The 26,048-nt window shown below is 45.1% G+C and carries 26 protein-coding genes and 1 tRNA gene; 17 read left to right on the top strand and 10 right to left on the bottom strand.

All coding sequences use genetic code 11. The annotated features are described in order from the left end of the window. Positions 1-6 precede the first annotated feature (6 nt). Positions 7-1,677 carry an MFS transporter gene (locus tag ICV38_RS09130; protein ID WP_215380278.1) on the top strand — a complete coding sequence of 557 codons (1,671 nt, stop codon included), beginning with the start codon at positions 7-9 and terminating at the stop codon, positions 1,675-1,677. A gap of 52 nt (positions 1,678-1,729) precedes the next feature. On the opposite strand, the gene ICV38_RS09125 is transcribed toward ICV38_RS09130, so the two are convergent. Together ICV38_RS09125 and ICV38_RS09120 are read right to left on the bottom strand one after the other, a co-directional pair. Continuing rightward, on the bottom strand, positions 1,730-2,341 hold the full coding sequence (locus ICV38_RS09125; RefSeq protein ID WP_215380274.1) for an MOSC domain-containing protein: 612 nt from the start codon (positions 2,339-2,341) through the stop codon (positions 1,730-1,732). 15 nt (positions 2,342-2,356) lie between these two features. Further along, positions 2,357-2,677 (bottom strand): DUF6150 family protein, encoded by a 321-nt coding sequence (locus ICV38_RS09120; protein ID WP_215380271.1) that lies wholly within the window; start codon positions 2,675-2,677, stop codon positions 2,357-2,359. A gap of 68 nt (positions 2,678-2,745) precedes the next feature. Between ICV38_RS09120 and ICV38_RS09115 the strand changes: the two genes are divergently transcribed. From ICV38_RS09115 to ICV38_RS09080, 8 genes are all read left to right on the top strand, one after another. Next, positions 2,746-2,822, top strand: a tRNA-Met gene (locus tag ICV38_RS09115). Between the two features lie 62 nt (positions 2,823-2,884). Beyond that, the gene (locus ICV38_RS09110; RefSeq protein ID WP_215380256.1) at positions 2,885-3,418 is read left to right on the top strand and encodes a DUF2878 domain-containing protein; all 534 of its coding nucleotides are present in this window, start codon (positions 2,885-2,887) and stop codon (positions 3,416-3,418) included. Positions 3,419-3,585: 167 nt separating this feature from the next. Further along, positions 3,586-4,629, top strand: coding sequence for a recombinase RecA (recA, locus tag ICV38_RS09105; protein ID WP_228385137.1), 1,044 nt, complete (start codon positions 3,586-3,588; stop codon positions 4,627-4,629). A 17-nt stretch (positions 4,630-4,646) separates the two neighbouring features. Beyond that, a complete protein-coding gene (gene recX / locus ICV38_RS09100) occupies positions 4,647-5,165 on the top strand; it encodes a recombination regulator RecX (RefSeq protein WP_215380252.1) in 519 nt (172 codons plus the stop codon). A gap of 188 nt (positions 5,166-5,353) precedes the next feature. Continuing rightward, positions 5,354-6,523 carry an ADP-forming succinate--CoA ligase subunit beta gene (gene sucC, locus ICV38_RS09095; protein ID WP_215380240.1) on the top strand — a complete coding sequence of 390 codons (1,170 nt, stop codon included), beginning with the start codon at positions 5,354-5,356 and terminating at the stop codon, positions 6,521-6,523. Positions 6,524-6,538: 15 nt separating this feature from the next. After that, positions 6,539-7,432, top strand: coding sequence for a succinate--CoA ligase subunit alpha (sucD, locus tag ICV38_RS09090; protein WP_215380228.1), 894 nt, complete (start codon positions 6,539-6,541; stop codon positions 7,430-7,432). Positions 7,433-7,533: 101 nt separating this feature from the next. Beyond that, on the top strand, positions 7,534-8,238 hold the full coding sequence (locus tag ICV38_RS09085) for a TerC family protein (RefSeq protein WP_215380217.1): 705 nt from the start codon (positions 7,534-7,536) through the stop codon (positions 8,236-8,238). A 121-nt stretch (positions 8,239-8,359) separates the two neighbouring features. Continuing rightward, a complete protein-coding gene (locus tag ICV38_RS09080; RefSeq protein WP_215380214.1) occupies positions 8,360-8,860 on the top strand; it encodes a pilin in 501 nt (166 codons plus the stop codon). A 49-nt stretch (positions 8,861-8,909) separates the two neighbouring features. On the opposite strand, the gene moaC is transcribed toward ICV38_RS09080, so the two are convergent. Continuing rightward, the gene (gene moaC / locus ICV38_RS09075) at positions 8,910-9,386 is read right to left on the bottom strand and encodes a cyclic pyranopterin monophosphate synthase MoaC (RefSeq protein ID WP_215380212.1); all 477 of its coding nucleotides are present in this window, start codon (positions 9,384-9,386) and stop codon (positions 8,910-8,912) included. A gap of 23 nt (positions 9,387-9,409) precedes the next feature. Here moaC and ICV38_RS09070 point away from each other — a divergent pair, with 23 nt between their 5' ends. Continuing rightward, positions 9,410-11,110, top strand: a complete 1,701-nt coding sequence (locus tag ICV38_RS09070) for a M48 family metalloprotease (RefSeq protein ID WP_215380199.1) — start codon at positions 9,410-9,412, stop codon at positions 11,108-11,110. On the opposite strand, the gene ICV38_RS09065 is transcribed toward ICV38_RS09070, so the two are convergent. Genes ICV38_RS09065 through ICV38_RS09045 form a run of 5 tightly spaced genes read right to left on the bottom strand, consistent with a single transcriptional unit; the run spans position 11,107 to position 14,409 of the window. Continuing rightward, on the bottom strand, positions 11,107-11,730 hold the full coding sequence (locus ICV38_RS09065; protein WP_215380183.1) for a DUF2946 family protein: 624 nt from the start codon (positions 11,728-11,730) through the stop codon (positions 11,107-11,109). The genes ICV38_RS09070 and ICV38_RS09065 overlap by 4 nt on opposite strands. 6 nt (positions 11,731-11,736) lie before the next feature. After that, a complete protein-coding gene (locus ICV38_RS09060) occupies positions 11,737-12,171 on the bottom strand; it encodes a nuclear transport factor 2 family protein (RefSeq protein WP_215380181.1) in 435 nt (144 codons plus the stop codon). A 20-nt stretch (positions 12,172-12,191) separates the two neighbouring features. Continuing rightward, entirely contained in the window at positions 12,192-13,226 is a 1,035-nt protein-coding gene (waaF, locus tag ICV38_RS09055; RefSeq protein ID WP_215380178.1) for a lipopolysaccharide heptosyltransferase II, read from the bottom strand. Between the two features lie 46 nt (positions 13,227-13,272). Next, positions 13,273-13,461 carry a zinc-finger domain-containing protein gene (locus ICV38_RS09050; protein WP_215380164.1) on the bottom strand — a complete coding sequence of 63 codons (189 nt, stop codon included), beginning with the start codon at positions 13,459-13,461 and terminating at the stop codon, positions 13,273-13,275. Positions 13,462-13,485: 24 nt separating this feature from the next. Next, positions 13,486-14,409, bottom strand: coding sequence for a branched-chain amino acid transaminase (locus ICV38_RS09045; RefSeq protein ID WP_215380161.1), 924 nt, complete (start codon positions 14,407-14,409; stop codon positions 13,486-13,488). 210 nt (positions 14,410-14,619) lie between these two features. Here ICV38_RS09045 and ICV38_RS09040 point away from each other — a divergent pair, with 210 nt between their 5' ends. From ICV38_RS09040 to ICV38_RS09010, 7 genes are read left to right on the top strand one after another with little or no spacing between them, the layout of a single operon-like run. Then, positions 14,620-15,831 carry a phosphoglycerate kinase gene (locus ICV38_RS09040; protein WP_215382865.1) on the top strand — a complete coding sequence of 404 codons (1,212 nt, stop codon included), beginning with the start codon at positions 14,620-14,622 and terminating at the stop codon, positions 15,829-15,831. A gap of 2 nt (positions 15,832-15,833) precedes the next feature. Beyond that, on the top strand, positions 15,834-17,270 hold the full coding sequence (pyk, locus tag ICV38_RS09035) for a pyruvate kinase (RefSeq protein WP_215380159.1): 1,437 nt from the start codon (positions 15,834-15,836) through the stop codon (positions 17,268-17,270). A 51-nt stretch (positions 17,271-17,321) separates the two neighbouring features. Beyond that, positions 17,322-18,386 (top strand): class II fructose-bisphosphate aldolase, encoded by a 1,065-nt coding sequence (fba, locus tag ICV38_RS09030; RefSeq protein ID WP_215380156.1) that lies wholly within the window; start codon positions 17,322-17,324, stop codon positions 18,384-18,386. An 8-nt stretch (positions 18,387-18,394) separates the two neighbouring features. Further along, complete coding sequence (locus ICV38_RS09025; protein WP_215380144.1) at positions 18,395-19,291, top strand: phosphoribosylaminoimidazolesuccinocarboxamide synthase; 897 nt, start codon at positions 18,395-18,397, stop codon at positions 19,289-19,291. 39 nt (positions 19,292-19,330) lie between these two features. Continuing rightward, positions 19,331-19,825, top strand: a complete 495-nt coding sequence (gene purE, locus ICV38_RS09020; protein WP_215380141.1) for a 5-(carboxyamino)imidazole ribonucleotide mutase — start codon at positions 19,331-19,333, stop codon at positions 19,823-19,825. Between the two features lie 4 nt (positions 19,826-19,829). Then, positions 19,830-21,014: a 5-(carboxyamino)imidazole ribonucleotide synthase gene (locus ICV38_RS09015; RefSeq protein WP_215380118.1), complete on the top strand. Its 1,185-nt coding sequence runs from the start codon at positions 19,830-19,832 to the stop codon at positions 21,012-21,014. Positions 21,015-21,017: 3 nt separating this feature from the next. After that, a complete protein-coding gene (locus ICV38_RS09010; protein ID WP_215380115.1) occupies positions 21,018-22,106 on the top strand; it encodes an L-threonylcarbamoyladenylate synthase in 1,089 nt (362 codons plus the stop codon). On the opposite strand, the gene dacB is transcribed toward ICV38_RS09010, so the two are convergent. Together dacB and ICV38_RS09000 are read right to left on the bottom strand one after the other, a co-directional pair. Beyond that, complete coding sequence (gene dacB, locus ICV38_RS09005; protein WP_215380093.1) at positions 22,052-23,584, bottom strand: D-alanyl-D-alanine carboxypeptidase/D-alanyl-D-alanine-endopeptidase; 1,533 nt, start codon at positions 23,582-23,584, stop codon at positions 22,052-22,054. The two genes, ICV38_RS09010 and dacB, sit on opposite strands and share 55 nt — an antisense overlap. 38 nt (positions 23,585-23,622) lie before the next feature. After that, a complete protein-coding gene (locus tag ICV38_RS09000) occupies positions 23,623-26,046 on the bottom strand; it encodes a response regulator (RefSeq protein WP_215380077.1) in 2,424 nt (807 codons plus the stop codon). Positions 26,047-26,048: the final 2 nt, after the last annotated feature.

The following is a 26,048-nucleotide window of genomic DNA, read 5'->3' as shown; positions in this document are numbered from 1 at the left end:
CTACTGATGTCAACATCAATTAAAGCAGCCCCAATGACCGCTGAAGAGCGCAAAGTTATTTTTGCTTCCTCCTTGGGTACGGTTTTTGAGTGGTACGACTTTTATCTTTACGGTTCACTTGCCGCAATTATTGCTAAGCAATTCTTTTCAGGCTTAGATGCAGGCTCTGCCTTCATTTTTGCGTTGTTAGCGTTTGCCGCCGGTTTCATCGTGCGTCCATTTGGCGCGTTGGTGTTTGGTCGCTTAGGCGATTTGATTGGTCGTAAATACACCTTCTTGGTCACCATCCTATTAATGGGTGGCGCAACCTTTATCGTAGGCATTCTGCCTAACTACGCAACGATCGGTGTTGCCGCTCCAGTCATTTTGATCGCATTACGTATGCTTCAAGGTTTGGCTTTGGGTGGTGAGTACGGCGGTGCTGCTACTTATGTTGCAGAACATGCTCCGAATGGTCGTCGTGGTGCTTACACGGCTTGGATCCAAACAACTGCTACTTTGGGCTTGTTCCTTTCCTTGCTCGTGATTTTGTTCACACGTGAATTCACTGGTCCAGACTTTGACGTTTGGGGCTGGCGCATTCCTTTCATCGTTTCTATCGCATTGTTGGCGATCTCTGTATGGATTCGCTTGTCCATGAATGAGTCACCAGCTTTCAAGAAGATGAAAGAAGAAGGTAAATTGTCTAAAGCACCTTTGACTGAGTCATTTGGTCAATGGAAGAATTTGAAGATTGTGATCTTGGCATTGTTTGGTCTGGTAGCAGGTCAAGCAGTGGTTTGGTATACAGGTCAGTTCTACGCTCTGTTCTATCTGACACAAGTATTAAAGGTAGATCCAAAGACTGCGAACTTATTGATTGCTGCTTCATTGGTAATCGGCACACCATTCTTCGTGGTGTTCGGTAGCTTGTCAGACAAGATCGGCCGTAAAGTGATCATCATGGGTGGCTTGTTATTGGCTGTAATTACTTACATCCCTAACACCCCAGTTTCTGTGTTCAATGCCTTGACTCACTACGCTAACCCAGCGCTAGAAAAAGCAATGGCAACAGCGCCAGCAACAATCACTGCTGATGTAAATGAATGTACTTTCCAGTTCAACCCAACAGGTACTGCCAAATTCACAAGCTCTTGCGATATTGCAAAACAAGTGATGGCATCTAACTCTGCTAGCTACAGCACTATCCCAGCTCCTGCTGGCACTGTTGCTGTAGTGAAAATTGGTGATGTAGAGATTCCGGGCTACACCGCTAAGGGCCTAGATCCTGCTGAAGCGAAAGCAAAAGATGCTGAATTTAAGAAAGCAATCCGCGACGCTTTGAACAAAGAAGGTTACCCAGCAAAAGCTGATTCAGCACAAATTAACTATGTTGCTGTATTGCTCTTATTGGTTTACTTAGTGATCTTGGTAACCATGGTTTATGGTCCAATCGCTGCGATGTTGGTTGAGATGTTCCCAACCCGAATTCGCTACACCTCTATGTCATTGCCATACCATATTGGTAACGGTTGGTTCGGCGGCTTGTTGCCAACGATCTCCTTTGCCCTGGTTGCGCAAAACGGCAATATTTACTATGGCCTCTGGTATCCAATTATCGTTGCTGCGGTTACTTTAGTAATCGGCACATTGTTTGTACGTGAAACCAAGGATGTAGATATCTATGCACGTGACTAAGATTTTTTAGTCTGCAGTAAATTCAAAACCCGATCAGAAATGATCGGGTTTTTTATTCCCACAAATCTTTTTGATTCCGACGATTTAAGAGGGTTTTATTTTGTGCGGCAATCGAAATATTTCTGGGGCCTGGAATTAGAGTGATACTAGCGCCTGCTGACAAAGAGCCTGTTTTGAGTACGCGTAAGTACCAACCACTAAAGCCCGATTGGAGCATAGCCTTGCTGGCTCCCTTGTAGCCTAAAGCAGCATTGAATTTAAAACAAGGCTCTCTTAATTTGACAACAGAAAACTCAAGCTCACCAATCAGTAGTTGGTCACCAACAAACACATCTGTTTCTAAAAGACCTTCAATTGTGAAGTTTTCACCAATAGCCCCATATTCAAGTGATGAGTGCTTTTTGGTTTCGCGTGCGAGTAGCTCATTCCAGAACGCGTAGTGCTCTGATGGATAAACATAAATTGCTTTTTCAATGCCACCGTGCACACTTAAGTCGGCCTGTTCATCTCCCACAACTCCAAGATGATTAATTTCCACTGCTTTAGGATTTTGTAAATTACTCATGCTCTTCTTGTGAATTGCTGATGCCACGGATTGGTAATTGGGGTGATGATTGCCAAATAAAGGCAGAACCTTTCCTGAGGAAATGGAGATGAGCTTCATGTGTTAAATGCTAAATTAGTAGCGACAACGAGCATCGCTTTTGTACTTCGTGAAATACACCACAAGATCAGCATCGGATTTGTATTGGGTGTAGTAGATCGTAGCTCGAGCATCACTTTTATATTTTGTATAAAACCAAACTCCTGGCTCGTTATCGCTGGAGTATTGGGTTTCATAAACAATGCAATTTGCCTCGGATGGGTACTTGGTAACAAAGACCTTGGCATTGGCTTCCGATGGGTAGTTAGTGATAAAGATTTGTGCTGCAAATGCGCTCTGGGGTAAAAAAGTGCCTAAGGCTAACCAAATCAGTACTTTTCGCAGTTGATTTTTCATGTATCTATATTACGGTTTCTGGGTTGAGCCATTACAGAATGGGGTAGATTTGCTACAATCACACCTTCGGCGAATTAGCTCAGCTGGTTAGAGCGACGGAATCATAATCCGCAGGTCCGGGGTTCAAATCCCTGATTCGCCACCAAATCTAAAGGCCATTGCCCATCGGCAGTGGCCTTTTTCTTAGGCTCAGTAGAATCTTCCGATATGGCTAAATTTTGGAATTTTGTCTTTTTCCAGCTAGGTTGGTTTGCTTGTGTGTTGGGCGCTGCTAACAAGCAAGTGTTCTGGGCGGTTCTGGGAACGTTGGGCTACATTGCCTTTCATATATGGCGCCTAGATGAGCCCAGGGAGTCATTCCGTTTATTAAGCAGGGCGCTTATTTATGGAATCCTGGCTGATACCCTAATTGTTCATCTGGGTTACTTAGATTTTCAAGATTCTTGGCCCTTAAGCTACCTATCCCCAGTTTGGATGTGGGTTCTATGGGTTTTAGTAGCCACCACCATCAATGGATCTTTGTCCTGGTTGCGTGGCAGGCCAATCCTGGGGGCCATATTAGGGGGGATTTGTGGCCCAATGTCCTATGAGGCTGGCATTCGGATGGGGGCTGGAGGTTGGGGTCCAGGCGGGCAGACTATCGGTTTTATCCTCGTTGGGATCGTTTGGGCTGTGGCTATACCCTTGTTTTTCTATTGGGATCGAACCCCTCTCGAACAAGGATTAGTAAAAAATCTGTAAATTCCTTGAAAAAGTCGCTTGCAAAGAATACTGTTTTTATATACAGTAAGTCCTAAGTTGTTAGACAGTAGATAAAACTTCGGGAAAAAGCCCCAATACAAAGCGAAAAGGGAACAAAAATGGCCTTGGATGACAAAAGAAAATCAGCCTCATCAGAATTTGAGGGAATGAGTGGAGACAAACAAAAAGCACTAACAGCTGCCTTAGCGCAAATTGAAAAGCAATTTGGCAAAGGCTCGATCATGCGATTGGGTGATGCTGAAATCAGTCAAGATATTCAAGTGGTATCAAGTGGATCACTTGGCTTGGATATCGCTCTGGGTGTTGGTGGTCTAGCACGTGGTCGCGTCATAGAAATCTACGGCCCAGAATCATCTGGTAAAACGACTTTAACGTTGCATGCTATTGCTGAAATGCAAAAGCTCGGTGGCACTTGCGCATTTATTGACGCTGAGCACGCTTTAGATGTTCAGTACGCATCACGCTTGGGCGTAGACGTAAATAATTTATTGATTTCTCAGCCAGACACTGGCGAGCAGGCATTAGAGATTGCTGATGCCTTGGTGCGCTCCGGATCAATTGATTTAATCGTTATTGACTCTGTTGCGGCGCTGGTTCCAAAGGCTGAGATTGAAGGCGACATGGGTGATTCATTGCCAGGCTTACAGGCTCGTTTGATGAGTCAAGCTTTGCGTAAATTGACTGGCGCTATCAAGCGTACCAACACCACCGTGATTTTTATTAATCAAATTCGTATGAAGATTGGCGTGATGTTTGGTTCTCCAGAGACCACTACTGGTGGTAATGCGCTGAAGTTCTACGCTTCTATGCGTTTGGATATTCGTCGTATCGGTAGCATCAAAAAAGGTGATGAGGTTGTTGGTAACGAAACTCGTGTGAAGGTTGTGAAGAATAAAGTTTCTCCTCCATTTCGTGAAGCTATTTTTGACATCATGTATGGCGCTGGCATTTCAAGAGAGGGTGAGATCATTGACATGGGTGTTGAGGCCGATATCGTTGAAAAGTCAGGGTCTTGGTATAGCTACAACGGCGATCGCATTGGTCAAGGTAAAGACAATGTACGCGATTTCTTGAAAGAGAATCCCGCAATCGCTAAAGATATTGAAGCCAAAATTCGTGAGAAGCTAGGCGTTAAGGTTGGCTCTGCAGTAGTCACTGATGTTCTGAGTGAGGAAGAGGAAGTCGAATAAGCACATCGAATAACTCAATGTCAGAATTAGGTAGCAAGAAACCAAAACAAAGCCCGAGTCTCAAAGCTCGGGCTTTGCGTCTTTTATCGCTCCGAGAATATAGTCGCAAGACTTTAGCCTCCAAGTTAGCTGAGTCAGAGGCTCGGTGGGCCAAGCTTGGGGCTCAGCAGGAAGGGCAAACTCAGCATGCGACTACCCTGGGTATTGAGGCAGTGCTGGATGATTTTGAGGCGCGGGGTTGGCTCTCAGATGAGCGATTTTCTGAAGCTTTGGTGCGTCGGCGTAGCGATCGCTATGGCGCTCGGAAAATAGCTGATGAGCTCGAGAGGGCGGGGGTAGACTCTAAGCAATCTGCCAAGCTGCTTGGCGCCCTCAAGGAGACTGAATTTCAGAGGGCCTACGATCTTTGGTCAAGAAGATATGGACAGAAAGCCCAAGACCAAAAGGAGCGCGCGAGGCAATATCGCTTCTTAGCATCCAAAGGATTTAGCTCGGATGTGGTCGCTAAAATCATTGGCGGCCAGAGCCCGGATTAGGGCAATTACGGATCTAGAAATGCCATTTGCGGCATTGCAACATGATAGACTTAGGTAGTCGGTCAAGCCGTTCGCATTTATTCAAATTTAGCTAATTTAGCTACTTCCAGGGTAAGTATGGGATCAAGGCAACATCGGTTTAACTAATCCTCATTGCTTGCTAAAAAAGATACCGTTTCGGAGTAATTATGAAAATTCACGAGTACCAAGGCAAAGAACTTCTGCGCCAATTTAATGTGCCTGTTCCAAACGGCATTCCTGCATTTAGTGTTGATGAGGCAGTGAAAGCTGCTGAAAAGCTTGGCGGCCCAGTATGGGTTGTAAAGGCACAGATTCATGCTGGTGGTCGCGGTAAAGGTGGTGGCGTGAAGTTGGCGCGAAGCATGGACGACGTGAAGAAATATGCTTCTGAAATCTTAGGCATGCAACTCAAGACTCATCAAACTGGACCAGAAGGTCAAAAAGTAAATCGCCTTTTGATTGAAGACGGCGCAGACATTAAAAAAGAGTACTACTTCAGCATCGTTACAGACCGTGCAACACAAAAGAATGTGATCATGGCCTCAAGCGAAGGCGGTATGGATATCGAGGAAGTTGCAGAATCCCATCCAGAAAAAATTATCAAAGTATTTGTTGATCCATTGATTGGCTTGACAGATGCAGACTGCGACATTGTTGCTAAAGGCATTGGTGTACCAGAAGCCTCTATTCCAATGGCTCGTGACGTATTTAAAAATCTCTACAAAACTTACTGGGATACCGATGCTTCATTGGTTGAAATTAATCCATTGATCCTAGAGGGTAATGGCAAGATTAAGGCCTTGGATGCGAAGTTCAACTTTGATCCAAACGCATTATTCCGTCATCCTGAAATCGTTGCCTATCGTGATATCGATGAAGAAGATGCTGCCGAAATCGAAGCCTCTAAATTCGATCTTGCTTATATCTCTTTAGATGGCAACATTGGTTGTTTGGTGAATGGTGCTGGTTTAGCTATGGCAACCATGGACACTATTAAGTTGTTCGGTGGTGAGCCTGCAAACTTCTTGGATGTTGGCGGTGGCGCTACAGCAGAGAAGGTTACTGAAGCATTCAAGATCATGCTTAAGAACAAGAGCGTTGAAGCTATTTTGGTCAACATCTTCGGCGGCATTATGCGTTGCGATGTGATTGCTGACGGTGTGGTCACTGCATGTAAGGCAGTTAATCTCACAGTACCTTTGGTTGTGCGTATGAAGGGTACAAACGAAGAGTTAGGCAAGAAGATTCTTGCGGACTCTGGTTTGCCAATCATTAGCGCAGATTCAATGGCGGAGGCTGCTACAAAGGTAGTTGCTGCTGTTGCCAAAAACAAATAATCCAGGAATTTCAATATGTCTATTTTGATCAATAAAAACACCAAAGTCATTACACAAGGTATTACTGGTAAGACCGGTCAATTCCACACTGAAAAGTGTCAAGAATACGCAAACGGCAAGAACTGTTTTGTTGCTGGTGTAAATCCTAAAAAAGCTGGCGAGTCTATTTTTAATATTCCGATTTATGCGACTGTTAAAGAGGCTGCTCAGCAAACTGGCGCAACTACTTCAGTTATCTATGTTCCGCCTCCTGGTGCTGCTGCAGCGATCTGGGAAGCTGTTGAAGCTGACCTAGATTTCGTAATTTGTATTACTGAAGGTATTCCTGTGCGAGACATGCTTGAAGTACGCAACAAGATGAGGGCAAAAGAAGCTAAAGGTGGCAAGAAAACCTTGTTACTTGGCCCTAACTGCCCAGGAATCATCACACCTGATGAAATCAAAATCGGCATCATGCCTGGCCATATCCATAAAAAGGGCCGCATTGGTGTTGTTAGCCGCTCAGGTACTCTGACATACGAAGCTGTTGGTCAATTGACAGCAATCGGTTTGGGTCAATCTACTGCCGTTGGTATCGGTGGTGACCCAATTAACGGTTTGAAGCATATTGATGTGATGCGCATGTTCAACGAAGATCCAGAGACTGATGCAGTCATCATGATCGGTGAAATCGGCGGACCAGATGAAGCTGAAGCGGCTCGTTGGTGCAAAGAAAATATGAAGAAACCAGTGGTCGGCTTTATTGCTGGTGTAACTGCGCCTCCTGGTAAGCGTATGGGTCATGCTGGCGCATTGATCTCTGGTGGTGCTGATACTGCTGATGCCAAGCTTGCCGTGATGGAAGAGTGTGGTTTCAAGGTAACTAAGAACCCATCTGAGATGGCAGCCTTGCTAAAAGCAATGCTTTAATTTGTAATCAAAAATGGATGCTGAATAATCGGCATCCATTTTTTGTAGTGAATAGTAGTAAATCAGTAATCAAAATATAAAAAATTGCAGGGAGACAAACAATGGATTTTTCAGTATTTTCAGGTCCGGCATTTTGGGCTGCACTTCTATCAATCATCATTGCAAATATTTTGTTATCAGGCGATAACGCTGTTGTGATTGCTTTGGCATCACGCAATCTACCAGCGCATCAGCAGAAGAAAGCAATTTTTTGGGGTAGTGCTGCTGCAATTGTTTTGCGTGTAGTTCTTACCATTACAGCAGTTCAGTTACTAACCCTTCCCTATTTAAAAATTATTGGCGCAATATTGCTGATTTATATCGGAGTGCAATTATTAGCCGATAGTGATGATGATGCAAACATGGAGGGTAGCTCTAATATTTGGGGTGCTATTCGTACGATCTTAGTAGCCGATTTGGTAATGAGTTTGGACAATGTATTGGCCGTTGCAGCTGCCGCACAAAAGGGTCCAGAAGAAACCCGTTTAGCTCTACTCATCATTGGTCTTGGCCTATCCATTCCATTGATTATTTTTGGTAGCACCATGCTTCTCAAAGTGATGGATCGTTTTCCGGTCATCATTACTCTTGGTGCAGGCTTGCTAGGGTTATTGGCAGGTGGCATGTTGGTAGAAGATCCTGCGATCAAAGAATCGATGCAGGCTGCTTTTGAAGATGCTCACATGATCTTTGAGGGTATCGGGGTTGCGATCGTGATCCTGCTAGGCACTTATCTCAAGAAAAAGAATGCATCTAAAGAGGCATAAGTCTCTTATTCAAAAATCAGAAAAAGCCGGCTCAAAAAGCTGGCTTTTTTATTAGTCGTTTCATTGAGTTGAAGAGGTATAGACTGGATGATGAGGTATTTCACCTCAGGAGCCAAAAAATATGCAGAGTACAAATAAAGATCATCAAGAAGCTGGTTTTACCTTGATCGAAGTGATGGTAGTGGTGGCGATTATTGGTATTTTGGTTGCTGTAGCAGTACCGCAATATCAAGACTATATCGCTCGCAGCAGAGTAGTTGAGGGTATGAATCTCTCCTCAAGCGCTAAGCTTGCGGTGACAGAAGCATTTGCCAGTCGCGGAACCGTACCGATGGATGAGGCAACAAACGGAGCATTTACATTTACGCCTACACGAAGTGTCAAGTTAATTGAAATTACACCCTCTGGTGCAATTGCTATTGACTATCAAGTGAGTGTGGCGCCTGAAGGAAAAAATACATTGCACTTAGTACCAACAAATGAGCCAGATGCGAATTCTCCTAAGCCTATTGACTTATCAAAACCAGAGGGAGCAACTTGGGCTGGCGGTTGGTCATGCAGGTCTACCGAGACAAATTTAATTTCTCAGCTACTGCCGTCGGAGTGCAGAATTAGTAAGTAGATAGAACGGATGATCTGGTAATTAAAGCCACCCTAGGGTGGCTTGTGTTTTATTGGGCTTTCCACTCACCTGATTTACCGCCACTTTTCTCAAGTAGCTTCACATCACCCATTACCATGCCACGGTCAACTGCTTTGCACATATCGTAGATTGTGAGTAGGGCAACTTGGACTGCGGTGAGAGCTTCCATTTCAACGCCAGTGGGGCCGGTGGTTTCTGCTCTGACTTGGCAAGAGATGCTGCTGGTTTTTGGGTCAAGCGCAAATTCGAGGCTGACGTGAGTAAGTGCTAAAGGGTGGCAGAGAGGGATGAGATCCGCCGTCTTTTTGGACGCCTGAATACCTGCAATGCGAGCGATTCCTAAAACATCACCCTTTTTATGGGTCCCTGACTCAACCATTTTGAAGGTTTCCGGGAGCATCGTAATTTTCCCAGTTGCAATGGCTATGCGGTGGGTATTGGGTTTATCGCCGACATTGACCATGTGGGCTTGGCCACTGGCATCAAAATGAGTTAGTTTGTTCATGAGATAAGTTTTACCATATAGGGATGCAAGACATAAAGACATCTAACAAAACATCTGTATTTAGGCGTGGTTTGGCATTATTACTGGCGCTATCCTTGGAGATTTCTGGGGCTGGCGTAACCACTGCTGCGCCGGCTGTGGGTGATGTCTCCGTGGAAGGTAACTCTGCCGCAATCCAGAATATTGGTAGAGCTATGCAATCTCCAGACGCCCGACCTGCTAATGCCCCCACTCGCAATACTCTTCAAGCGCAGCCCAATATCATCCTGCCGGATATGGGTGATCCAGGTGGTGATGCTTTAAGTCGCATAGATGAGCGTAAGTATGGTGAGCTCATCATGCGGGAGATTCGGCCTGATGCTGACTATTCAAATGACTTACCGCTATATGACTACTTGAATCAAATGGAGCGACGCTTACTTCAGACTGCAAAAAAATTGCAACTGGGTGGCGCAAACGAACAAGGAAGCGGCGCCTATAACTTTGAAGTATTCGCAGTAAAAGATAGCAGCATCAATGCATTTGCGTTACCAGGGGGGTTCATTGGATTTCATACTGGCTTAATTGTGGATGCAGAGACAGATTCTGAAGTAGCTTCTGTGATGGGGCATGAAACAGGTCACGTTTTACAGCGGCACTTAGCGCGTCAGATGGATCGGCAGGCCACCAACACCATGATTGCTTTAGCGGGTATGGTTTTAGGCGCATTAGCGATGTCTCGCAATCCTCAGGCTGCTGGTGGCTTAATGCAAGGGGGTCAAGCTGCTGCAATCAATAATCAGCTTTCTTACTCAAGAGATGCGGAGCGTGAGGCGGATCGAGTTGGCTTCCAAATCCTCAATGCTAGTGGCTATGACGTAAATGGCGCCCCAGACTTTTTCCAGCGCTTACAAAAAATTACCGGGATTATGGATAAAGGGGTTCCAACCTATGTTCGGTCCCACCCATTAACTACCGACCGTATTGCGGATATGCAGGATCGCGTTCGTAGCGTGCCTCAGCATCATGTTCCTGCCACTTCTGAATTTTATTTTATTAAAGCTCGTGCACGTATGGAGCAGGCAGGAACATCAAGCGGTTTATATGACCTCAAGAATGTATTTGAAAGTCTGAGTAAACAAGCTCCAATCGGTAAGCAAATGGAAGGCTTTTATGGTTTAGCGCTGATCGCTCAAAGACAAGGCAAGATTGATGTTGCAGAGAGTAACTTACAGCAGGCGCGAAATTTAGCGCAAAAATACAGTACAACTTCTTCATCAGGACAGCGCCAAAGTCTTTCCTTAGATGTCATGTCATCTGAGTTGGCACTTGCAAAAGGAAGAAACGATGAGGCTTTGCAAATAGCTCAATCAGCCCTGAAAGCTTATCCGCAATCCTTTGCAGCAGCAGTAGCAATGATCAATGCTGAATTAAAACTAGGCAGAACGAATGATGCAATTTCTTGGCTCAAGGCTCGTACAAAGGTGCAGTCGAATGAGGTGATCTGGTGGGGCCTGCTTTCGAAAGCCTATGATCAGGCTAACAATATTCCAATGCGTCATTACGCTCTTGGTGAAAAATATGCACTAGAGGGCGCTTGGCCATCAGCCTTGGAGCAGATGAGAATTGCTAGATCCGCAGCAGGTTCAGACTTTTATCAAGGCTCATCTATTGATGCTCGTCTTAGAGAGATGCAAAGACAATATAACGACGAGTTGAAAGAGAAGAAGCAACTACCAAGCTAGATTGAACTTGGTTGCGGTTGACTGATATACCCAAATCTTTTGCTTAATTCTTCAGAATATATTGGGTCTAAAGGTAACTGCTTGCCCTGCCAACTCCAAGATCCCCCAAAGCTACAGGCCTCTTCGCGTAGTTTAGCTAACTCAGAAAATTGATCTAGGTCGTGATCATGTAACAACGCGACGCATGGGTGCAATTCTTTTGTGAATTGTTGCGAAGCTAAATCTTGATATTTCGTTTGGCTAACTAGACCAACAATATAAATATTCCCATGCTCATCACTTAGTGCCGCATTTGGTGAAATTTCTGTTTGACATTGTGTAATCAGTTTTAAGCCTTGATCACTTGGAATGATGCGAGTTATCCAGGGTGTTGCAGCTAGATTGATAAATACCCGTTGTGGACCATTTTGAAAAAAGAATTTTCCCAATGAATCGCTAGCGTAATTTCTGGAAATGAACTCATTGAGCATTGCATGAGTAATGACTTGTCCAGGAAGTTTGCTTTGCTGTGCAAATTCATTAACCATGCGCCATTGACCACGGCGATCAAGAGCTAGCCAGCCATAGCAATCTGGCACATTAGGCCATTTGATGAGTGAGCGAAGTACTTGCTCATCCATACATTTTTAATGCAAACCGTGTGGGGTAGATGGTGCGTCAAAAGTATCGTCAGTTGAGCGACTGGCGTGTAGGTGAGCAATGCGCCAACCTTGACTATCTTGTAAGAGTACCAAAGTGATATTGAGAAAAAACTCTGCCTCAATTTGATCCGCTCTTAGATGAACTGCTTCAGTGGTGTCATACACTGCCGCGCCCAAAATGGAGTGACTGATACAAGCAATTGGCTCAAGAAATAACGCTTGTTTTGATAAAAGCCTTTCTAGGCCCTCACGAATTTCTGTATGACCGCTTAGACGATGGCCCTCAGGAAGTACGCAAGTAATCGAATCATCATCTAGCCAAATATCTAGGGCGCCTTTGACGTCACGGTGTCTTAGTGCATCACGCCAGGCATCAACCACTTCATCAGCGTTGTGAAAGAGTCTGGCTAGTTTGGTCATGGCTAACGTTTCCTAGATATTTAATTCAAGGTATTCAGTGTAGCGAATACTTGCTGGGGCAGGATGTCATTTAGACACTTTAAGTGGCCCAAGGGACAGATCTTTTTATGACAAGGGCTACAGGGAAGATTGAGCCAAATCACTTTCGCCTTCTCTGAAAGTGGAGGTGTATGAGCAGGGTCGCTGGACCCAAAAATAGCCACTTGAGGGGTTTTGAGTGCCGCAGCGATATGCATCAAGCCCGAATCATTGCTTACTACAGCCATTGCTGTATCAATTAAAGCAATCGCCTCGTCTAAGGAGGTGATGCCACACCAGTTATGTAGATGAGGGTTGTTTCCAGATTGCAACACGATATTCTGGGCAAGTTCGTGATCACTACTTCCACCTAACAGCACAATCTGAAGATCTGCATTTTGCTCAATAAGATTCCTGGCGAGCTCCGCAAAATGTTCAGCTGGCCAACGTTTTGTTGGGCCAAACTCGGCTCCTGGACAAAACACCAAAAGAGCATTTGGATTGATGTTTGCTGCAGCTAATTTTTGTTCTACAGAGTGCTGAGCAACAGATGAGACATTGAGCTTTGGTGTTAATTCGTTTGGCGGATTGACTTCATCGTCTTTCAGTAATTGGCTCAGCGCGAGGTAGTGCTCCACCATTGGTGGGCGATTAACTTTGCTTGGATTATCAAGCGATACGTTGATTAAGCCATATCGCAACTCTCCACGATAACCAATTCGGAATGGAATATTGGCTAACCAAGGGATGAGTGCGGATTTGAAACTATTCGGAAGTACAAGGCATGCTTGGTAATTATTAGCCTCAATGTCTTTGGCTAGTTGTTTGCGTAATCCCCATTGCAGTTGCTGATGTTCAAACTTTGCTTCAATGACTTCATTGACTTCAGTGCACGCACGATAAATGGGTGCAACCCAGGTGCTAGCTAGAACATCAATTGTTGAGTTTGGATATTGCGCCTTGAGATTAGCCAGTAGGGGCTGAGTCATGACGGCATCCCCAATCCAGTTGGGGGCGATGATCAGAATACCTTGCATGTGTTGTATCCCGACTCAGCACCCCACGGGGAGGTGCTGATATGGCCTAGTGCCCGTGTGGCTCTGTGCCAGGTATGAGCTTGTACTCAGCGCCACAATAAGGACACTTCGCTTCGCCAGTTTTGGTGATGTCTAAAAAAACTCTTGGATGAGAATTCCATGCAGGAGTTTTATTGGTTGGGCAATGCAATGGCAGATCTTTGCCATCAATCATTGTCACTTGAGCTTGAGTCATATTTTGCTTCCCGGTTGCTAAATATTATTTAACGTAAGTGAGCCAAGACTTATATTGATCGCTGCGGCCATACACTGCATCGAAATAGGTCTTCTGAATTTTTTCAGTAATTGGACCACGCTTACCATCACCGATCGTGCGATCATCGAGCTCGCGAATGGGTGTTACTTCGGCAGCGGTACCAGTAAAGAATGCTTCATCAGCAGAATAGACTTCATCACGAGTTAAACGTTTTTCGCGAACTTCATAGCCAAGATCTTTAGCGATTTGAATCACTGAATCACGTGTAATACCGTCTAAGCAAGAAGCCAAGTCTGGTGTGTAAACAACCCCATTGCGAACCATAAAAAGATTCTCTCCAGAGCCTTCAGAAACATAACCTTCGGTATCGAGTAACAACGCTTCGTCGTACCCATTAGCAGTGACTTCTTGGTTAGCCAAAATAGAGTTGATGTAATAGCCTGAGGCTTTGGCGCGAACTAATGAGGAGTTTACAAAGTGGCGAGTAAACGATGAGGTCTTAACGCGAATCCCTTTATTGAGACCGTCTTCTCCTAAATAGGCGCCCCACTCCCATGCTGCGATGGCAGTGTGGATGCTGTTGCCTTTAGGGGAGATGCCAAGCTTTTGGGAGCCAATAAAGATGATGGGGCGGATGTAGCAAGACTCTAGCTTATTGCTATTGACCACATCAATAATGCCTTTAGTAATCTCATCTGAGCTGTAAGGCATGTTCATCTGAAAGATCTTGGTGCCATTAAAGAGGCGTTTGACGTGCTCTGGCAGGCGGAAAATGGCGGTACCCTGGGGGGTTTTATAAGCGCGGATACCTTCAAATACACCCATACCGTAGTGCAGGCTATGGGTTAGTACGTGAACATTGGCCTCACGCCAAGGAATCAGCTTCCCATCGGACCAAATAAAGCCATCGCGGTCGGACATCGACATTTTCTCTACCTTTTGTGTCTATAGGCTATGTTTAATAGCGGATTAATGAGGGCGCAGATTCAATCGGTTTTGGGCCTTTTGACATGCAATGCGTCCAAACCTCTATTGTAGAGCAGGCTGAGCAGTCCGATAGTCCAGTCCTTCGGGGTGATGGGGCTAGACGATTTAGAATGGAGTATTCCCTATAAACCACCTAATTTAGCTACTCTCATGCCGGAATCCTTATTTAAAGTTAAGCGTTTAAGCGAATTAGCCCAATTGGGCCAATTAAAGGGAAAACGGGTTTTTATCCGTGCTGACCTCAATGTCCCTCAAGACGAAGCTGGCAACATTACGGAAGACACCCGAATCCGCGCATCCATGCCTGCAGTGCAAATGTGCTTAGATGCTGGCGCAGCAGTAATGGTGACCTCTCACTTGGGGCGCCCAACCGAGGGTGAATTTAAACCCGAGGATAGCTTGGCGCCTGTAGCGGATCGGATTGCTACTTTTCTTAATCGTAAGGTCCCTCTTATTAGTGATTGGGTAGATGGTGGTTTTGAAGTCAATCCAGGCGAAGTAGTTCTTTTGGAAAATTGCCGTTTAAATATTGGCGAGAAAAAGAACAATGATGAGCTAGCAAAAAAGATTGCAGCTCTTTGCGATGTTTACGTCAACGATGCATTTGGCACGGCGCATCGTGCTGAGGCGACCACTAATGGCGTTGCGAAGTTTGCGCCAATTGCTTGTGCCGGTCCTTTAATGGCTGCCGAATTAGATGCCTTAAGTCGCGCATTGGCAAGTCCAAAACGCCCGCTAGTAGCGATTGTTGCTGGCTCCAAGGTTTCCTCGAAGTTAACTATTCTGAAAGCCCTCTCTGAAAAAGTAGATGAGCTAATTGTTGGTGGTGGTATTGCCAATACCTTTATGTTGGCCAAAGGTTTGCCAATCGGCAAATCTCTTGCTGAGCCTGACTTGGTGCAGGAAGCGCGAGAGATTATGCATCTGATGGAAAAGCGTGGGGCACATGTACCTATTCCAGAGGATGTTGTGGTTGCGAATGAACTCTCACCACTAGCTCGTGCAAACCGCGTGCCTGCTGATCAAGTTGCCGAAGACGACATGATTTTGGATATTGGCCCCAAGACAGCGGCGCGTTTATCAATCATGTTGGCGCATGCAGGTACGATTGTTTGGAACGGCCCCCTTGGCGTTTTTGAAATCGATCAGTTTGGCGGTGGCACCAAGATGCTTGCGGCAGCGATTGCACACTCACCAGCCTTCTCAATTGCAGGGGGTGGCGATACTTTGGCAGCTATTGCTAAGTACGGCATTGAAAATCAAGTGGATTACATCTCAACTGGCGGTGGCGCTTTCTTGGAGTTCCTTGAAGGTAAAACGTTGCCGGCCTTTGCAGTACTTGCCGAAAGGGCGAAAGACTAAACATGCTTAGAGCAACCAAAATCATTGCAACATTAGGGCCAGCATCCGAAAAGCCTGAAGTCTTACGCGACATGATTCGTGCTGGAGTTGATGTCGTGCGGATGAACTTTTCACACGGCACAGTTGCAGATCACAAAGCGCGTCATGATTTGGTGCGAAGCATTTCTGCTGAAGCTGGCAAGGAAGTTGGCATCATGGCCGATCTTCAGGGCCCAAAGATACGGGTCGGAAAGTTTGCTGATAGCAAGATCCTTCTAAAAGAAGGTGAAAAATTTATTCTGGATGTAGCGTGTGAAATGGGTAATCAAGATCGTGTAGGGCTTGATTACAAAGAACTTCCTAATGATGTAAAGCCAGGCGATCGCCTTCTGTTGAATGATGGCTTAGTAGTACTCCGTGTTGAAAGCGTTAAAGGCGGAGAAATTTTTACTCTTGTTGAGCAAGGCGGGCCACTCTCCAATAACAAAGGTATTAATCGTGCAGGCGGGGGTTTGACTGCACCTGCATTGACTGAAAAAGATATCACAGACTTAGATGCGGCAATCGCCATGGGGGTTGATTTCCTGGCAATCAGTTTTCCAAAAGATGGCGCAGATATGGCTTATGCGCGCAAGCTAGCGGATGCCGCTAGCGCCAAGTATGGTGTAGGCAGGGTTAGAACGATTGCTAAGGTAGAGCGCGCTGAGGCTATTGAGCCAGAGGCTCTCAAAAGTATTATTGCTGAGAGTGACGGCATTATGGTCGCCCGTGGTGATCTTGCCATTGAAGTTGGTAATGCTGCGGTGCCTGCGTTACAAAAACGGATGATTACATGGGCGCGTGAGGCGGATAAATTCACAATCACGGCAACACAAATGATGGAGTCAATGATTAGCGCTCCAGTTCCAACCCGTGCCGAAGTTAGTGACGTGGCTAATGCAGTTTTAGATGGCACCGATGCTGTGATGCTTTCTGCTGAGTCTGCAGCTGGAATGTATCCAGTGCAAACCATTAAAGCAATGGCTGAGATTTGCGTTGAAGCGGAGAAATCAGATCGCGTGAAGTTAGATACAGACTTCTTAGATCAAACCTTTACTCGCATTGATCAAACCATAGCGTTGGGCGCTTTATTTACCGCTCATCACTTAAATGCAGATGCGATTGCAGCATTGACAGATTCAGGTTCGACTGCAATCTGGATGAGCCGTCATAACATTCATGTGCCGATCTTTGCCTTAACTTCAAAGATTGCTACACAGCGCGCATTAAGTACTTACCGTAATGTCACACCTATTGGTTTGGATTACACCAAGGATCGTGACACTGCTCTACAAGAGGTAGAGGCATGTCTAAAGAAATTGGGCGCAGTTAAAAAGGGCGATACCGTCGTGTTGACTTCTGGTGAGCCTATGGGTGAGCCTGGTGGCACCAATACCCTCAAGATTATTCATGTGAAATAAACACATTCATTCCATTTCAATTATTAACTTCATACAAATAAAGAGAACATCATGGCTTTAGTATCTTTACGACAACTCTTGGATCATGCGGCCGAAAATGGCTATGGTTTACCGGCTTTTAACGTCAACAACTTGGAGCAAGTGACTGCGATCATGGAGGCGGCTAATGAGGCTGATTCCCCAGTGATCATGCAAGCATCTGCTGGCGCACGTAAATATGCTGGAGAAGCATTCTTACGTCATTTAATTTCTGCTGCAGTTGAGGCCTACCCTCATATCCCAGTCGTGATGCACCAAGACCATGGTCAAAGCCCGGCGGTTTGCATGGCTGCAATCAAGAGCGGTTTTACTAGCGTCATGATGGACGGTTCATTGGAGGCCGATGGAAAGTCTGTTGCCAGTTACGAGTACAACGTAGATGTATCGAGAGAGGTAGTGAAGTTCTCTCATTCCATCGGAGTGACAGTAGAGGCAGAGCTTGGCGTATTGGGTTCATTAGAAACGATGAAAGGTGATAAAGAAGATGGTCATGGTGCAGATGGCACGATGACCCGTGAACAGTTACTGACTGATGTAGAGCAAGCCGCTGATTTTGTAAAAGCGACTCAGTGTGATGCTTTGGCAATTGCAATTGGCACTAGTCATGGCGCATATAAGTTCACCAAAAAGCCAACTGGCGATATTTTGGCAATCGATCGCATTAAAGAAATTCATGCGCGTATTCCGAATACACATCTCGTAATGCATGGTTCCTCTAGTGTTCCACAAGAACTGCTTGCAGAGATTCGTGAGTTCGGTGGCGACATGAAAGAGACTTATGGTGTTCCTGTTGAAGAAATTCAAGAGGGCATCAAGAATGGCGTTCGCAAAATCAATATTGATACTGATATTCGCTTGGCAATGACAGGCGCCATCCGCCGTTATATGTTCGAGAATCCAAGTAAATTTGACCCACGAGATTATTTGAAGCCGGCTCGTGAAGCCGCTAAGAAAGTCTGCATTGCACGCTTCCAAGCATTTGGTTCTGCCGGTCAAGCTTCCAAAATTAAGCCTATCCCATTAGAAAAAATGGCAGAGCTATACAAGAGCGGCAAGTTAGCTCAGATTGTGAAGTGATCTAAAACATGCCAGCTCTCTACGCAACTTCTATTAAGTCACTGCCTTTGCTCTCTAAAGGTAAGGTACGTGATGTGTATGCATTAGGTGATGACAAGCTTTTGATGATTACAACGGATCGCTTATCTGCATTTGACGTTGTGATGGGTGAGCCTATTCCAGAAAAAGGTATTGTTCTCAATCAAATGGCGAACTTCTGGTTCGATAAATTGGGCAAGGTAATCCCAAACCATTTGACTGGAATTGATCCAGCCACTGTTGTTCCTATCGATGAAGTGGAGCAGGTTAAAGGACGCGCAGTAGTGGCAAAGCGGTTAAAGCCAATTCTGGTTGAAGCAGTTGTGCGCGGCTATTTGGCTGGCAGCGGTTGGAAAGACTATCAAGAAACTGGCAAGGTATGTGGTATCGCATTACCTGCGGGACTAGAGAATGCGCAAAAGTTACCAGAGCCGATTTTTACTCCAGCTGCTAAAGCGGAAGTTGGCGAGCACGATGAAAATATCTCGTTTGAAAAAGTGATTGAGCTTATTGGTGAGAAGCTCGCAAATCAAATTCGTGAAGTGAGTATTCGTCTTTATAAAGAAGCTTCTGAATATGCAGCTACTCGCGGAATCATTATTGCGGATACCAAGTTTGAGTTCGGCTTGGATGATGCTGGTCAATTGGTCTTAATGGATGAGATCCTGACGGCTGATTCTTCCCGTTTCTGGCCTGCAGAAACCTATTATGTTGGCTCAAATCCACCGTCTTACGATAAGCAATTTGTCCGTGATTGGCTAGAAACCGCTCAAGTGAACGGTAAGTTATGGCCTAAGACAGCCCCTGCACCCGAGTTGCCTGCTGACGTTATTGAAAAGACCGCCCAAAAGTACCGTGAGGCCCTAACTCGCTTAACTCAGGGATAATAGATCCTTAGTTGATATTTAGGGCATTTGGAGAGGTAAATGAGCAAGAAGCCAATAGTCGGAATAGTGATGGGTTCCAATTCAGATTGGGACACTATGCAGCACGCTGCTCAGATGCTCGAGCAATTTGGTATTGCTCACGAAGCGAAAGTCCTCTCTGCGCACCGCATGCCTGATGATATGTTTCAGTATGCTGAAAATGCTCAGAAAAATGGCTTGCAAGCAATTATTGCTGGTGCAGGCGGCGCTGCTCACTTGCCGGGCATGCTAGCTTCCAAAACTATTGTTCCGGTTTACGGTGTTCCAGTTGCAAGTAAATATTTGCGTGGAGAAGATTCTTTATATTCCATCGTACAGATGCCTAAAGGTATCCCCGTCGCTACTTTTGCAATTGGTGAGGCGGGCGCAGCAAATGCCGCATTACATGTGATTGCAGGCTTAGCTTTGCATGATGCTGATTTAGCTAAGCGTTTAGAAGAGTTTCGTGCGAAGCAGTCTGATACTGCACGCTCAATGAATCTGCCGGGATATTAATTACATGGCAGATCATATGGAACCCATCTTACCGGGTTCGTATTTGGGAATTTTGGGCGGTGGTCAATTAGGGCGGATGTTTACTCAGGCGGCCCAAGCCATGGGCTACAAAGTTTGTGTGTTAGATCCAGGGTCCGATAGTCCCGCGGGCTCAATTGCTGAAAAGTTTATTCAAGCTGATTACACAGATTCTGCTGCCTTAAAAGAGATGGCCTCACTCTGTGCATCAGTGAGCACTGAGTTTGAAAATGTTCCAGCGCAAGCTTTGGATGAGCTTGAGTCATTGGGAGTGTTTGTTGCCCCCCGGAGTAGTTGTGTTTCTTTGGCGCAAAATCGTATCGCTGAGAAAAATTTCTTAGCAACCTGGAAATCTGAAACTAATATTGGCCCGGCTCCTAATTTCGTAATTGAGCATGATGCTGATATTGCGCATACCCCAGCAGATCTTTTTCCTGGAATTCTGAAGACGGCCCGCATGGGTTATGACGGTAAGGGTCAGATTACTGTGCCTACGGCTGAAGACCTTCCTGCCGCTTGGGTGGAGTTAGGCAAGGTACCCTGTGTGCTGGAAAAGCGCATGGAGTTGGACTTTGAAGTATCTGCTTTGGTAGTGCGCGGCTACGATGATGCTGTGGTTGCCTACCCTGTTTCTCAAAACATTCATCGTGATGGTATTTTGCATACCTCTACAGTTCCTGCACCATCACTCAAGCCTGCCCAAGAGAAAAAGATTATTGATGCTGCGAAGGCACTCATTCGAAAAATTGATTATGTAGGTGTGCTTTGTGTTGAATTCTTTGTTCTAAAGAATGGCGATATTGTTGCAAATGAAATTGCCCCTCGTCCTCATAACTCTGGACACTATACGATGGACGCCTGTGTCAGTAGCCAGTTTGAGCAGCAAGTAAGAGCGATGGCACGTTTGCCTCTGGGAGATACCCGTCAGTTAGCTCCCGTGTCTATGTTGAACTTATTGGGTGATCTTTGGTATGAGGGTAGTGAAGATCAAGTTAAAGAGCCCGCTTGGAATAAAGTGCTCGCTCATCCTGATGCGAAATTGCATCTCTACGGCAAGTCAGCCCCTCGTATTGGCAGAAAGATGGGCCATATTAATTGCTTGGGTGAGGCTCTCAATGAAGCGCGTCAGAACTGCGCAGCTGTCGCCACTGAATTAGGTATCGAGCCCTAGAAAATGTCCAGCGATAGTACGCCACTGCAATCATCGGCAGTGATCGATGAAGCAGTGCAAACCTTGCGCGATGGTGGCTTAGTTGCTTTCCCAACGGAGACGGTCTACGGCTTAGGTGCCGATGCAAAAAATCCTGAGGCTATTAAGAAGGTCTTCGCTACCAAAGGTAGACCATCTAACCATCCTTTGATTGTGCACTTAGCAGCACCGGATAGATTTGATCAAACTCAGGTGGATTGGGCTCCAGTGCTGGTGCCATGGGTCAGAGATCTCTCTGAGGATGCTTTAAAGCTAATCAATGCATTTTGGCCTGGCCCTTTAACCTTGGTTTTCAAAAAAGACAAGAGTGTCTTAAGTGAGATTACTGGCGGCCAAGATACTGTCGCGATTCGTGCTCCAGCACACCCAATGGCTCAGGAGTTATTAAGAAAATTTAGGAGTGGAGTAGTTGCGCCTTCGGCCAATCGTTTTGGCAAAGTATCTCCTACTAGCGCAGCAGATGTTCGTCATGAGTTTGAAGGTGAGCTTGGATTAATGGTTTTAGATGGTGGTGACTGCGAGGTGGGTATTGAGTCGACCATCATTGATTTATCCAGTAGCGATCACCCAGTATTGCTTCGCCCAGGATTAATTACTCCCAAAGAGATTTTGGCTAAAACAGGAATTAAAGTTTATCAAGCAGGCGAACAATTTAAGACTGGAGATAGCCTGCCTAGAGTATCGGGAAGTCTAAAAGCGCATTACGCACCAACAACCCCTTTACGTCTATATGCACCTGGAAGAGTCTTGGATGCACTTAGTGAGTTCCCGGATACAAAGTCTAGGGTTGCTGTAGCAGTTTGGGATTTTGAATCTTCTTTAGGTGATGATGGTCATCCATCTGTTCACTTCGAGGAAGTTGAAGTGCCTAGTGATAGCGGAACTTTTGCTAGTCGCCTTTATCGTTCTTTGAGAGACTTAGATCAACAAGGTTGGGACCTCATTTTATTTCCTGAGCCGCCAGTAGGCGAGGAGTGGGATGGGGTAAGAGATCGACTTCAGCGCGCCTGTTTTGGTTCAGGGCCATCCTCAAGTAACCACGATAGTAATTGATCGTGAGCATCCAAGCCTCTCCAGGCGTTGGGATGATTAATAAACGAACTCACAGCATATAGTTTTCCAGATTTACTCAGGACGTATCCTGAAATCGCACGTACATCAGAAAGCGATCCTGTTTTAATTCTAGCTTCAGGCTTTTTCTTGGGATGTAAAAATTTACGCAGTTGAGTCATGAGTCGATGACGCATCGTTCCATCAACACCAGCAATGGGAAGGCTACTATAAAAAATCTCCCCAATTGGTAGATTGCGTGCAGTGAGTAACAATTGATTCATTTGTCCGGCAGATATAGCTTCATTGCGTGAGAGTCCTGAGCCATTCTCAATGATCAGTCCTGAGAAATTCAAACCGTTCTGTTTTAGCCAACTCTGAATAACGTGCTCACCGTTTGCAGTCGTTGCTGGTTTACCCATTTTCTCCAGCGCTAGTGTTAGCAATAGCTGACGTGCCATGACATTATTGGAGTACTTATTTATATCCTGCACATCATCAGCAAGACTGATACCTTCAAATTGCAGGAGTAGTTTTGCTGCAAGTGGTACGGCAGCATCTTTCCCAATTGGTGGGTTCACCCAAGTGCCTCCAGACAATTCCCAAGCCGCCGCAAATCCCTGAGTTAAGAAGGTATTCGCATCTAGGGCTGCAACGTTGTAATTAACTTCCCCGCAAGAGCTTGGAAAGATGCCGGAGAACTGAGCGGTGAGTGCTTGATCTGTATTGGTTACAGATTCGGGATCAAGTTTGAAGTGAGTATTACTTTTCCAGTTATCACAAGGCCGATCAACCAATTTCATTTGATTATTTACCTTCAGCTGAGAAAGTGCGGGAGTGTAACTAATGTCAATGGAGTTACCAGTACGTGACTTTCCAATTTGAAAAGATAACGTTCTAAATGCATAAAGCAGGGGATCAGGCGGCACGTTATAGGCGCGAAGTGATTCCCCGTCAATTGTGCTGTGTTCCATCACGCTAGGAGCGTAAGCACTTCGGTCAAAAAATAAATTCCCATCGATTTTTTGAATACCGAGAGCTTGCAAGTCTTTCATGAGCTTAGCAAGTTCTTCGGGGATAAGTTTTGGATCGCCGCTGCCCTGTAAATAGAGATTCCCTTTGAGTGTGTCCTGACGAATAAAGCCATCGGTAAATATTTTCGTCTGCCAGCGATACTGTGGACCGAGAACATCTAAGCCTGCTAGTGTTGTGAGAATCTTCATAGTCGAGGCAGGATTCATCGCATTTTGCGCACGCCACTCCAGAACACTTTTGGCTGTATGTTTCCCAAGTTTGTTAGGCTCAATCTCAACTACGGAGATGCTCACTGCGTCTAATGGAATTTGGTTGCGCTCTAGACTATTCGTAATGGCAGCGGGGATTGAAAGATCCCGAGCTTTTGTAGTAATTGGTGTGCATGAGAGCCCAATCCATAAAATTGCTAAAAGCAGATGGGTTAGCCGGTAAATACGTTTTTTCATTCACCATAGAATAAACCCACGGCGATAGAAGGCAAGCCTCAAATTGATGACTTAGAAAACTTTGCTTGATAGCGGGCAATCACTTGGTTTTGCTGGATAAGTAACACTCTAAAAGAAGCAAGCTTGCCATGAAAATCTTCCTCTTTTTCTAAAGATTCGCAGGAATGAATAAATTGCCCTGCACTTAGAAGTTGAGCGCCGCCCTTGATCTTATGAATCAGGCTGTCTAGGGTGGGTTCACTGAGAAGTTCTGTTTCAATGGCCTGCAGAGCTTCATCATGAACTTTCTTAATCTCACTTAAAATAATTGATATCTTTTCTGGCTCATTCCTCAGCAAGTTAGCAAAAGCATCAAATGAGTATTCTTCTTTAGGGAAGCATGCCTTTTCTATTTCTTCAACAGCTTGAAAATACCGCACTAATTCATTTTCAAGACTCATCAGGCTTAGGGGTTTAATGAGAACACCGTTCATGCCCGCTGCTAAAAACTGATGGCGCGACTCTAGGGCATAAATATCGGCCGTTACCCCAATGATGACAAGATCTCGATTTCCAGAAGCTCGAATTTGTTTAGCTAATTCCGAACCTTGCATACCTGGTATCGATTGATCGGTCATTAATAGATCAAAATGATTCTCAGAAATCATTTGTAGGGCTGTTTGGGCGTTATCGCAAACCAAGACATTGATACCTAGGGATTCCAATTGGAGAGAAATAATTTGCCTACTTGCGGGATGATCCTCAACTACCAGAGCATTTAAGGCTTTATCTCTATTCTGAGGATTTTTTGCAGTGAACTTGACTGAGCTATGACCTATGGATGAAGAGTATTCATTTTTAGATGGGGCCATGCTTGTTCGAGGAAATGCCACGCAGAAATGAATATTGCTGCCAAAACCAGGGGCACTTTCAAAGTAAAGTTGGCTATTCATGGAGGTGACTAGGTGATTGGTGATCGTTAAGCCAAGACCGGTGCCATGCTCTTGAATTCCTTTGCCGGGCACCTGTTCAAATGCTTGTAGTGCTAGCTCAATCTCGTCTGCACCCATACCAACCCCAGTATCAATGATCCGAAATTCTATTAACTGTCCAGCATGATCGTCTGCTAGAACGCTGATAGAGAAGTAAATTTCTCCCTGTCGAGTAAATTTAATGGCATTACTAATAAGGTTTTGCAAAATCTGACGCAAGCGCAAAGCATCGACCATGAGAGCTTCTGCTATGCGTGGATCTTTCGAGGTATGTAGGATTAAGTTTTGCTTATAAGCTATCGCTGAATACGCAGAGTCAATATCATTAATTAAAGAATTTAAGCAGCAAGGCTCTAAATTTAAGGTGAGCTTACCTGCTTCTATCTTAGAGAGATCTAAAACTTGATTCAGAATTCCCAAAAGAGAGTTGGCTGAGGTGTTAGCGCTTTTGAGTAAGGACTTTGCCTGCGCTGGAAATTCTTGACTCTTCAAGAGTATTTCCTGAACCCCAAGAATTGCATTCATGGGGGTACGAATCTCATGGCTCATTGTGGCGAGGAAAGAGGACTTAGCAGCATTTGCTCTTTCTGCAAGCTCCTTTGAAGAGAGTAGTTCTGCTACCTCTTGGTCTTGTAGTTGTCGTCTTTTGTGCATCCGCCAGAAGAGCGTGCAGCCACCAATCAAGATTAAAAAAGTACTTAGCCAGGGCAGAACTTTTAAATGACTACTCCTGATTTCAGGTTGAGTGAAATCTAGCGCAAAGAGTTCCCGCGACTCTATAGGATCCAGATTATTGAGGAAGTGACTAAGAACTCTATGAAGTGGTGCATCTTCATGTGAAATCAACCAGCGATAAGCAAAGGGCTCTCGGTTATATATCCCATCTAGTTGGATTTGTGGATCGTTTACTTTTTGAATAAGTTGCTGAGCTAAGCGTATGGGTAGGATTAAAGCTTCCACATCATTCTTAATTAGAGCAGTCAGTAACTTATCGGAATTATTGAAGAACTGTGGTTCTAGGTGAGTACTTGCGGGAGGATTCTCATAGCCGCGATCAAAGTAAGCAACATTGGTTGGATCAATTGCAGTAGTACTTAACTTATTTCGCTTGGTGATAACTGCATCGTGCCCCCAAAAGATAGCTTCCGATAAAGATCCGAAGCGAAGGTAGTTGTCATTTATGCTCGGCGGATCAATGATGAAGTCAACTTCACCGTTGGATAGTTGTTCCAATCCCTCTTGTTCTGTTTTTCTCCATTTCGGACGAAACTCTTGTTGGGTATGATTGCTCAGTTTTTTTAGAAGCAGGTTAAATATCCCTGCTTCATCTTGATTTTGAAGATAGGGTGCATATTTTTCATGAATACTGAAATGCACTATGGGATGGGCATCGATCCACCGTTGTTCTGCTGAACTTATCGGGTGGGCATATGATGCCCCATTCCATAAGATGCCACATATCAGAACTATGCGAATAATGAATCGATGCATGT

The sequence above is a fragment of the Polynucleobacter sp. MG-6-Vaara-E2 genome, assembly GCF_018687695.1.
Lineage (GTDB): Bacteria > Pseudomonadota > Gammaproteobacteria > Burkholderiales > Burkholderiaceae > Polynucleobacter.
This window is presented reverse-complemented; position numbering and strand designations above follow the sequence as displayed.

Excerpts from the sequence above, each read along its gene's own strand:
- ICV38_RS09070 (WP_215380199.1), top strand. The coding sequence starts at position 9,410 with ATGCAAGACATAAAGACATCTAACAAAACATCTGTATTTAGGCGTGGT.
- dacB (WP_215380093.1), bottom strand. The coding sequence starts at position 23,584 with ATGAAAAAACGTATTTACCGGCTAACCCATCTGCTTTTAGCAATTTTA.
- ICV38_RS09125 (WP_215380274.1), bottom strand. The coding sequence starts at position 2,341 with ATGAAGCTCATCTCCATTTCCTCAGGAAAGGTTCTGCCTTTATTTGGC.
- recA (WP_228385137.1), top strand. The coding sequence starts at position 3,586 with ATGAGTGGAGACAAACAAAAAGCACTAACAGCTGCCTTAGCGCAAATT.
- ICV38_RS09000 (WP_215380077.1), bottom strand. The coding sequence starts at position 26,046 with ATGCATCGATTCATTATTCGCATAGTTCTGATATGTGGCATCTTATGG.
- ICV38_RS09060 (WP_215380181.1), bottom strand. The coding sequence starts at position 12,171 with ATGACCAAACTAGCCAGACTCTTTCACAACGCTGATGAAGTGGTTGAT.
- ICV38_RS09040 (WP_215382865.1), top strand. The coding sequence starts at position 14,620 with ATGCCGGAATCCTTATTTAAAGTTAAGCGTTTAAGCGAATTAGCCCAA.
- ICV38_RS09130 (WP_215380278.1), top strand. The coding sequence starts at position 7 with ATGTCAACATCAATTAAAGCAGCCCCAATGACCGCTGAAGAGCGCAAA.
- ICV38_RS09080 (WP_215380214.1), top strand. The coding sequence starts at position 8,360 with ATGCAGAGTACAAATAAAGATCATCAAGAAGCTGGTTTTACCTTGATC.
- ICV38_RS09085 (WP_215380217.1), top strand. The coding sequence starts at position 7,534 with ATGGATTTTTCAGTATTTTCAGGTCCGGCATTTTGGGCTGCACTTCTA.
- recX (WP_215380252.1), top strand. The coding sequence starts at position 4,647 with ATGTCAGAATTAGGTAGCAAGAAACCAAAACAAAGCCCGAGTCTCAAA.
- ICV38_RS09050 (WP_215380164.1), bottom strand. The coding sequence starts at position 13,461 with ATGACTCAAGCTCAAGTGACAATGATTGATGGCAAAGATCTGCCATTG.
- pyk (WP_215380159.1), top strand. The coding sequence starts at position 15,834 with ATGCTTAGAGCAACCAAAATCATTGCAACATTAGGGCCAGCATCCGAA.
- moaC (WP_215380212.1), bottom strand. The coding sequence starts at position 9,386 with ATGAACAAACTAACTCATTTTGATGCCAGTGGCCAAGCCCACATGGTC.
- waaF (WP_215380178.1), bottom strand. The coding sequence starts at position 13,226 with ATGCAAGGTATTCTGATCATCGCCCCCAACTGGATTGGGGATGCCGTC.
- ICV38_RS09045 (WP_215380161.1), bottom strand. The coding sequence starts at position 14,409 with ATGTCGATGTCCGACCGCGATGGCTTTATTTGGTCCGATGGGAAGCTG.
- ICV38_RS09120 (WP_215380271.1), bottom strand. The coding sequence starts at position 2,677 with ATGAAAAATCAACTGCGAAAAGTACTGATTTGGTTAGCCTTAGGCACT.
- ICV38_RS09065 (WP_215380183.1), bottom strand. The coding sequence starts at position 11,730 with ATGGATGAGCAAGTACTTCGCTCACTCATCAAATGGCCTAATGTGCCA.
- ICV38_RS09015 (WP_215380118.1), top strand. The coding sequence starts at position 19,830 with ATGGCAGATCATATGGAACCCATCTTACCGGGTTCGTATTTGGGAATT.
- ICV38_RS09110 (WP_215380256.1), top strand. The coding sequence starts at position 2,885 with ATGGCTAAATTTTGGAATTTTGTCTTTTTCCAGCTAGGTTGGTTTGCT.
- ICV38_RS09025 (WP_215380144.1), top strand. The coding sequence starts at position 18,395 with ATGCCAGCTCTCTACGCAACTTCTATTAAGTCACTGCCTTTGCTCTCT.
- ICV38_RS09010 (WP_215380115.1), top strand. The coding sequence starts at position 21,018 with ATGTCCAGCGATAGTACGCCACTGCAATCATCGGCAGTGATCGATGAA.
- sucC (WP_215380240.1), top strand. The coding sequence starts at position 5,354 with ATGAAAATTCACGAGTACCAAGGCAAAGAACTTCTGCGCCAATTTAAT.
- sucD (WP_215380228.1), top strand. The coding sequence starts at position 6,539 with ATGTCTATTTTGATCAATAAAAACACCAAAGTCATTACACAAGGTATT.
- fba (WP_215380156.1), top strand. The coding sequence starts at position 17,322 with ATGGCTTTAGTATCTTTACGACAACTCTTGGATCATGCGGCCGAAAAT.
- purE (WP_215380141.1), top strand. The coding sequence starts at position 19,331 with ATGAGCAAGAAGCCAATAGTCGGAATAGTGATGGGTTCCAATTCAGAT.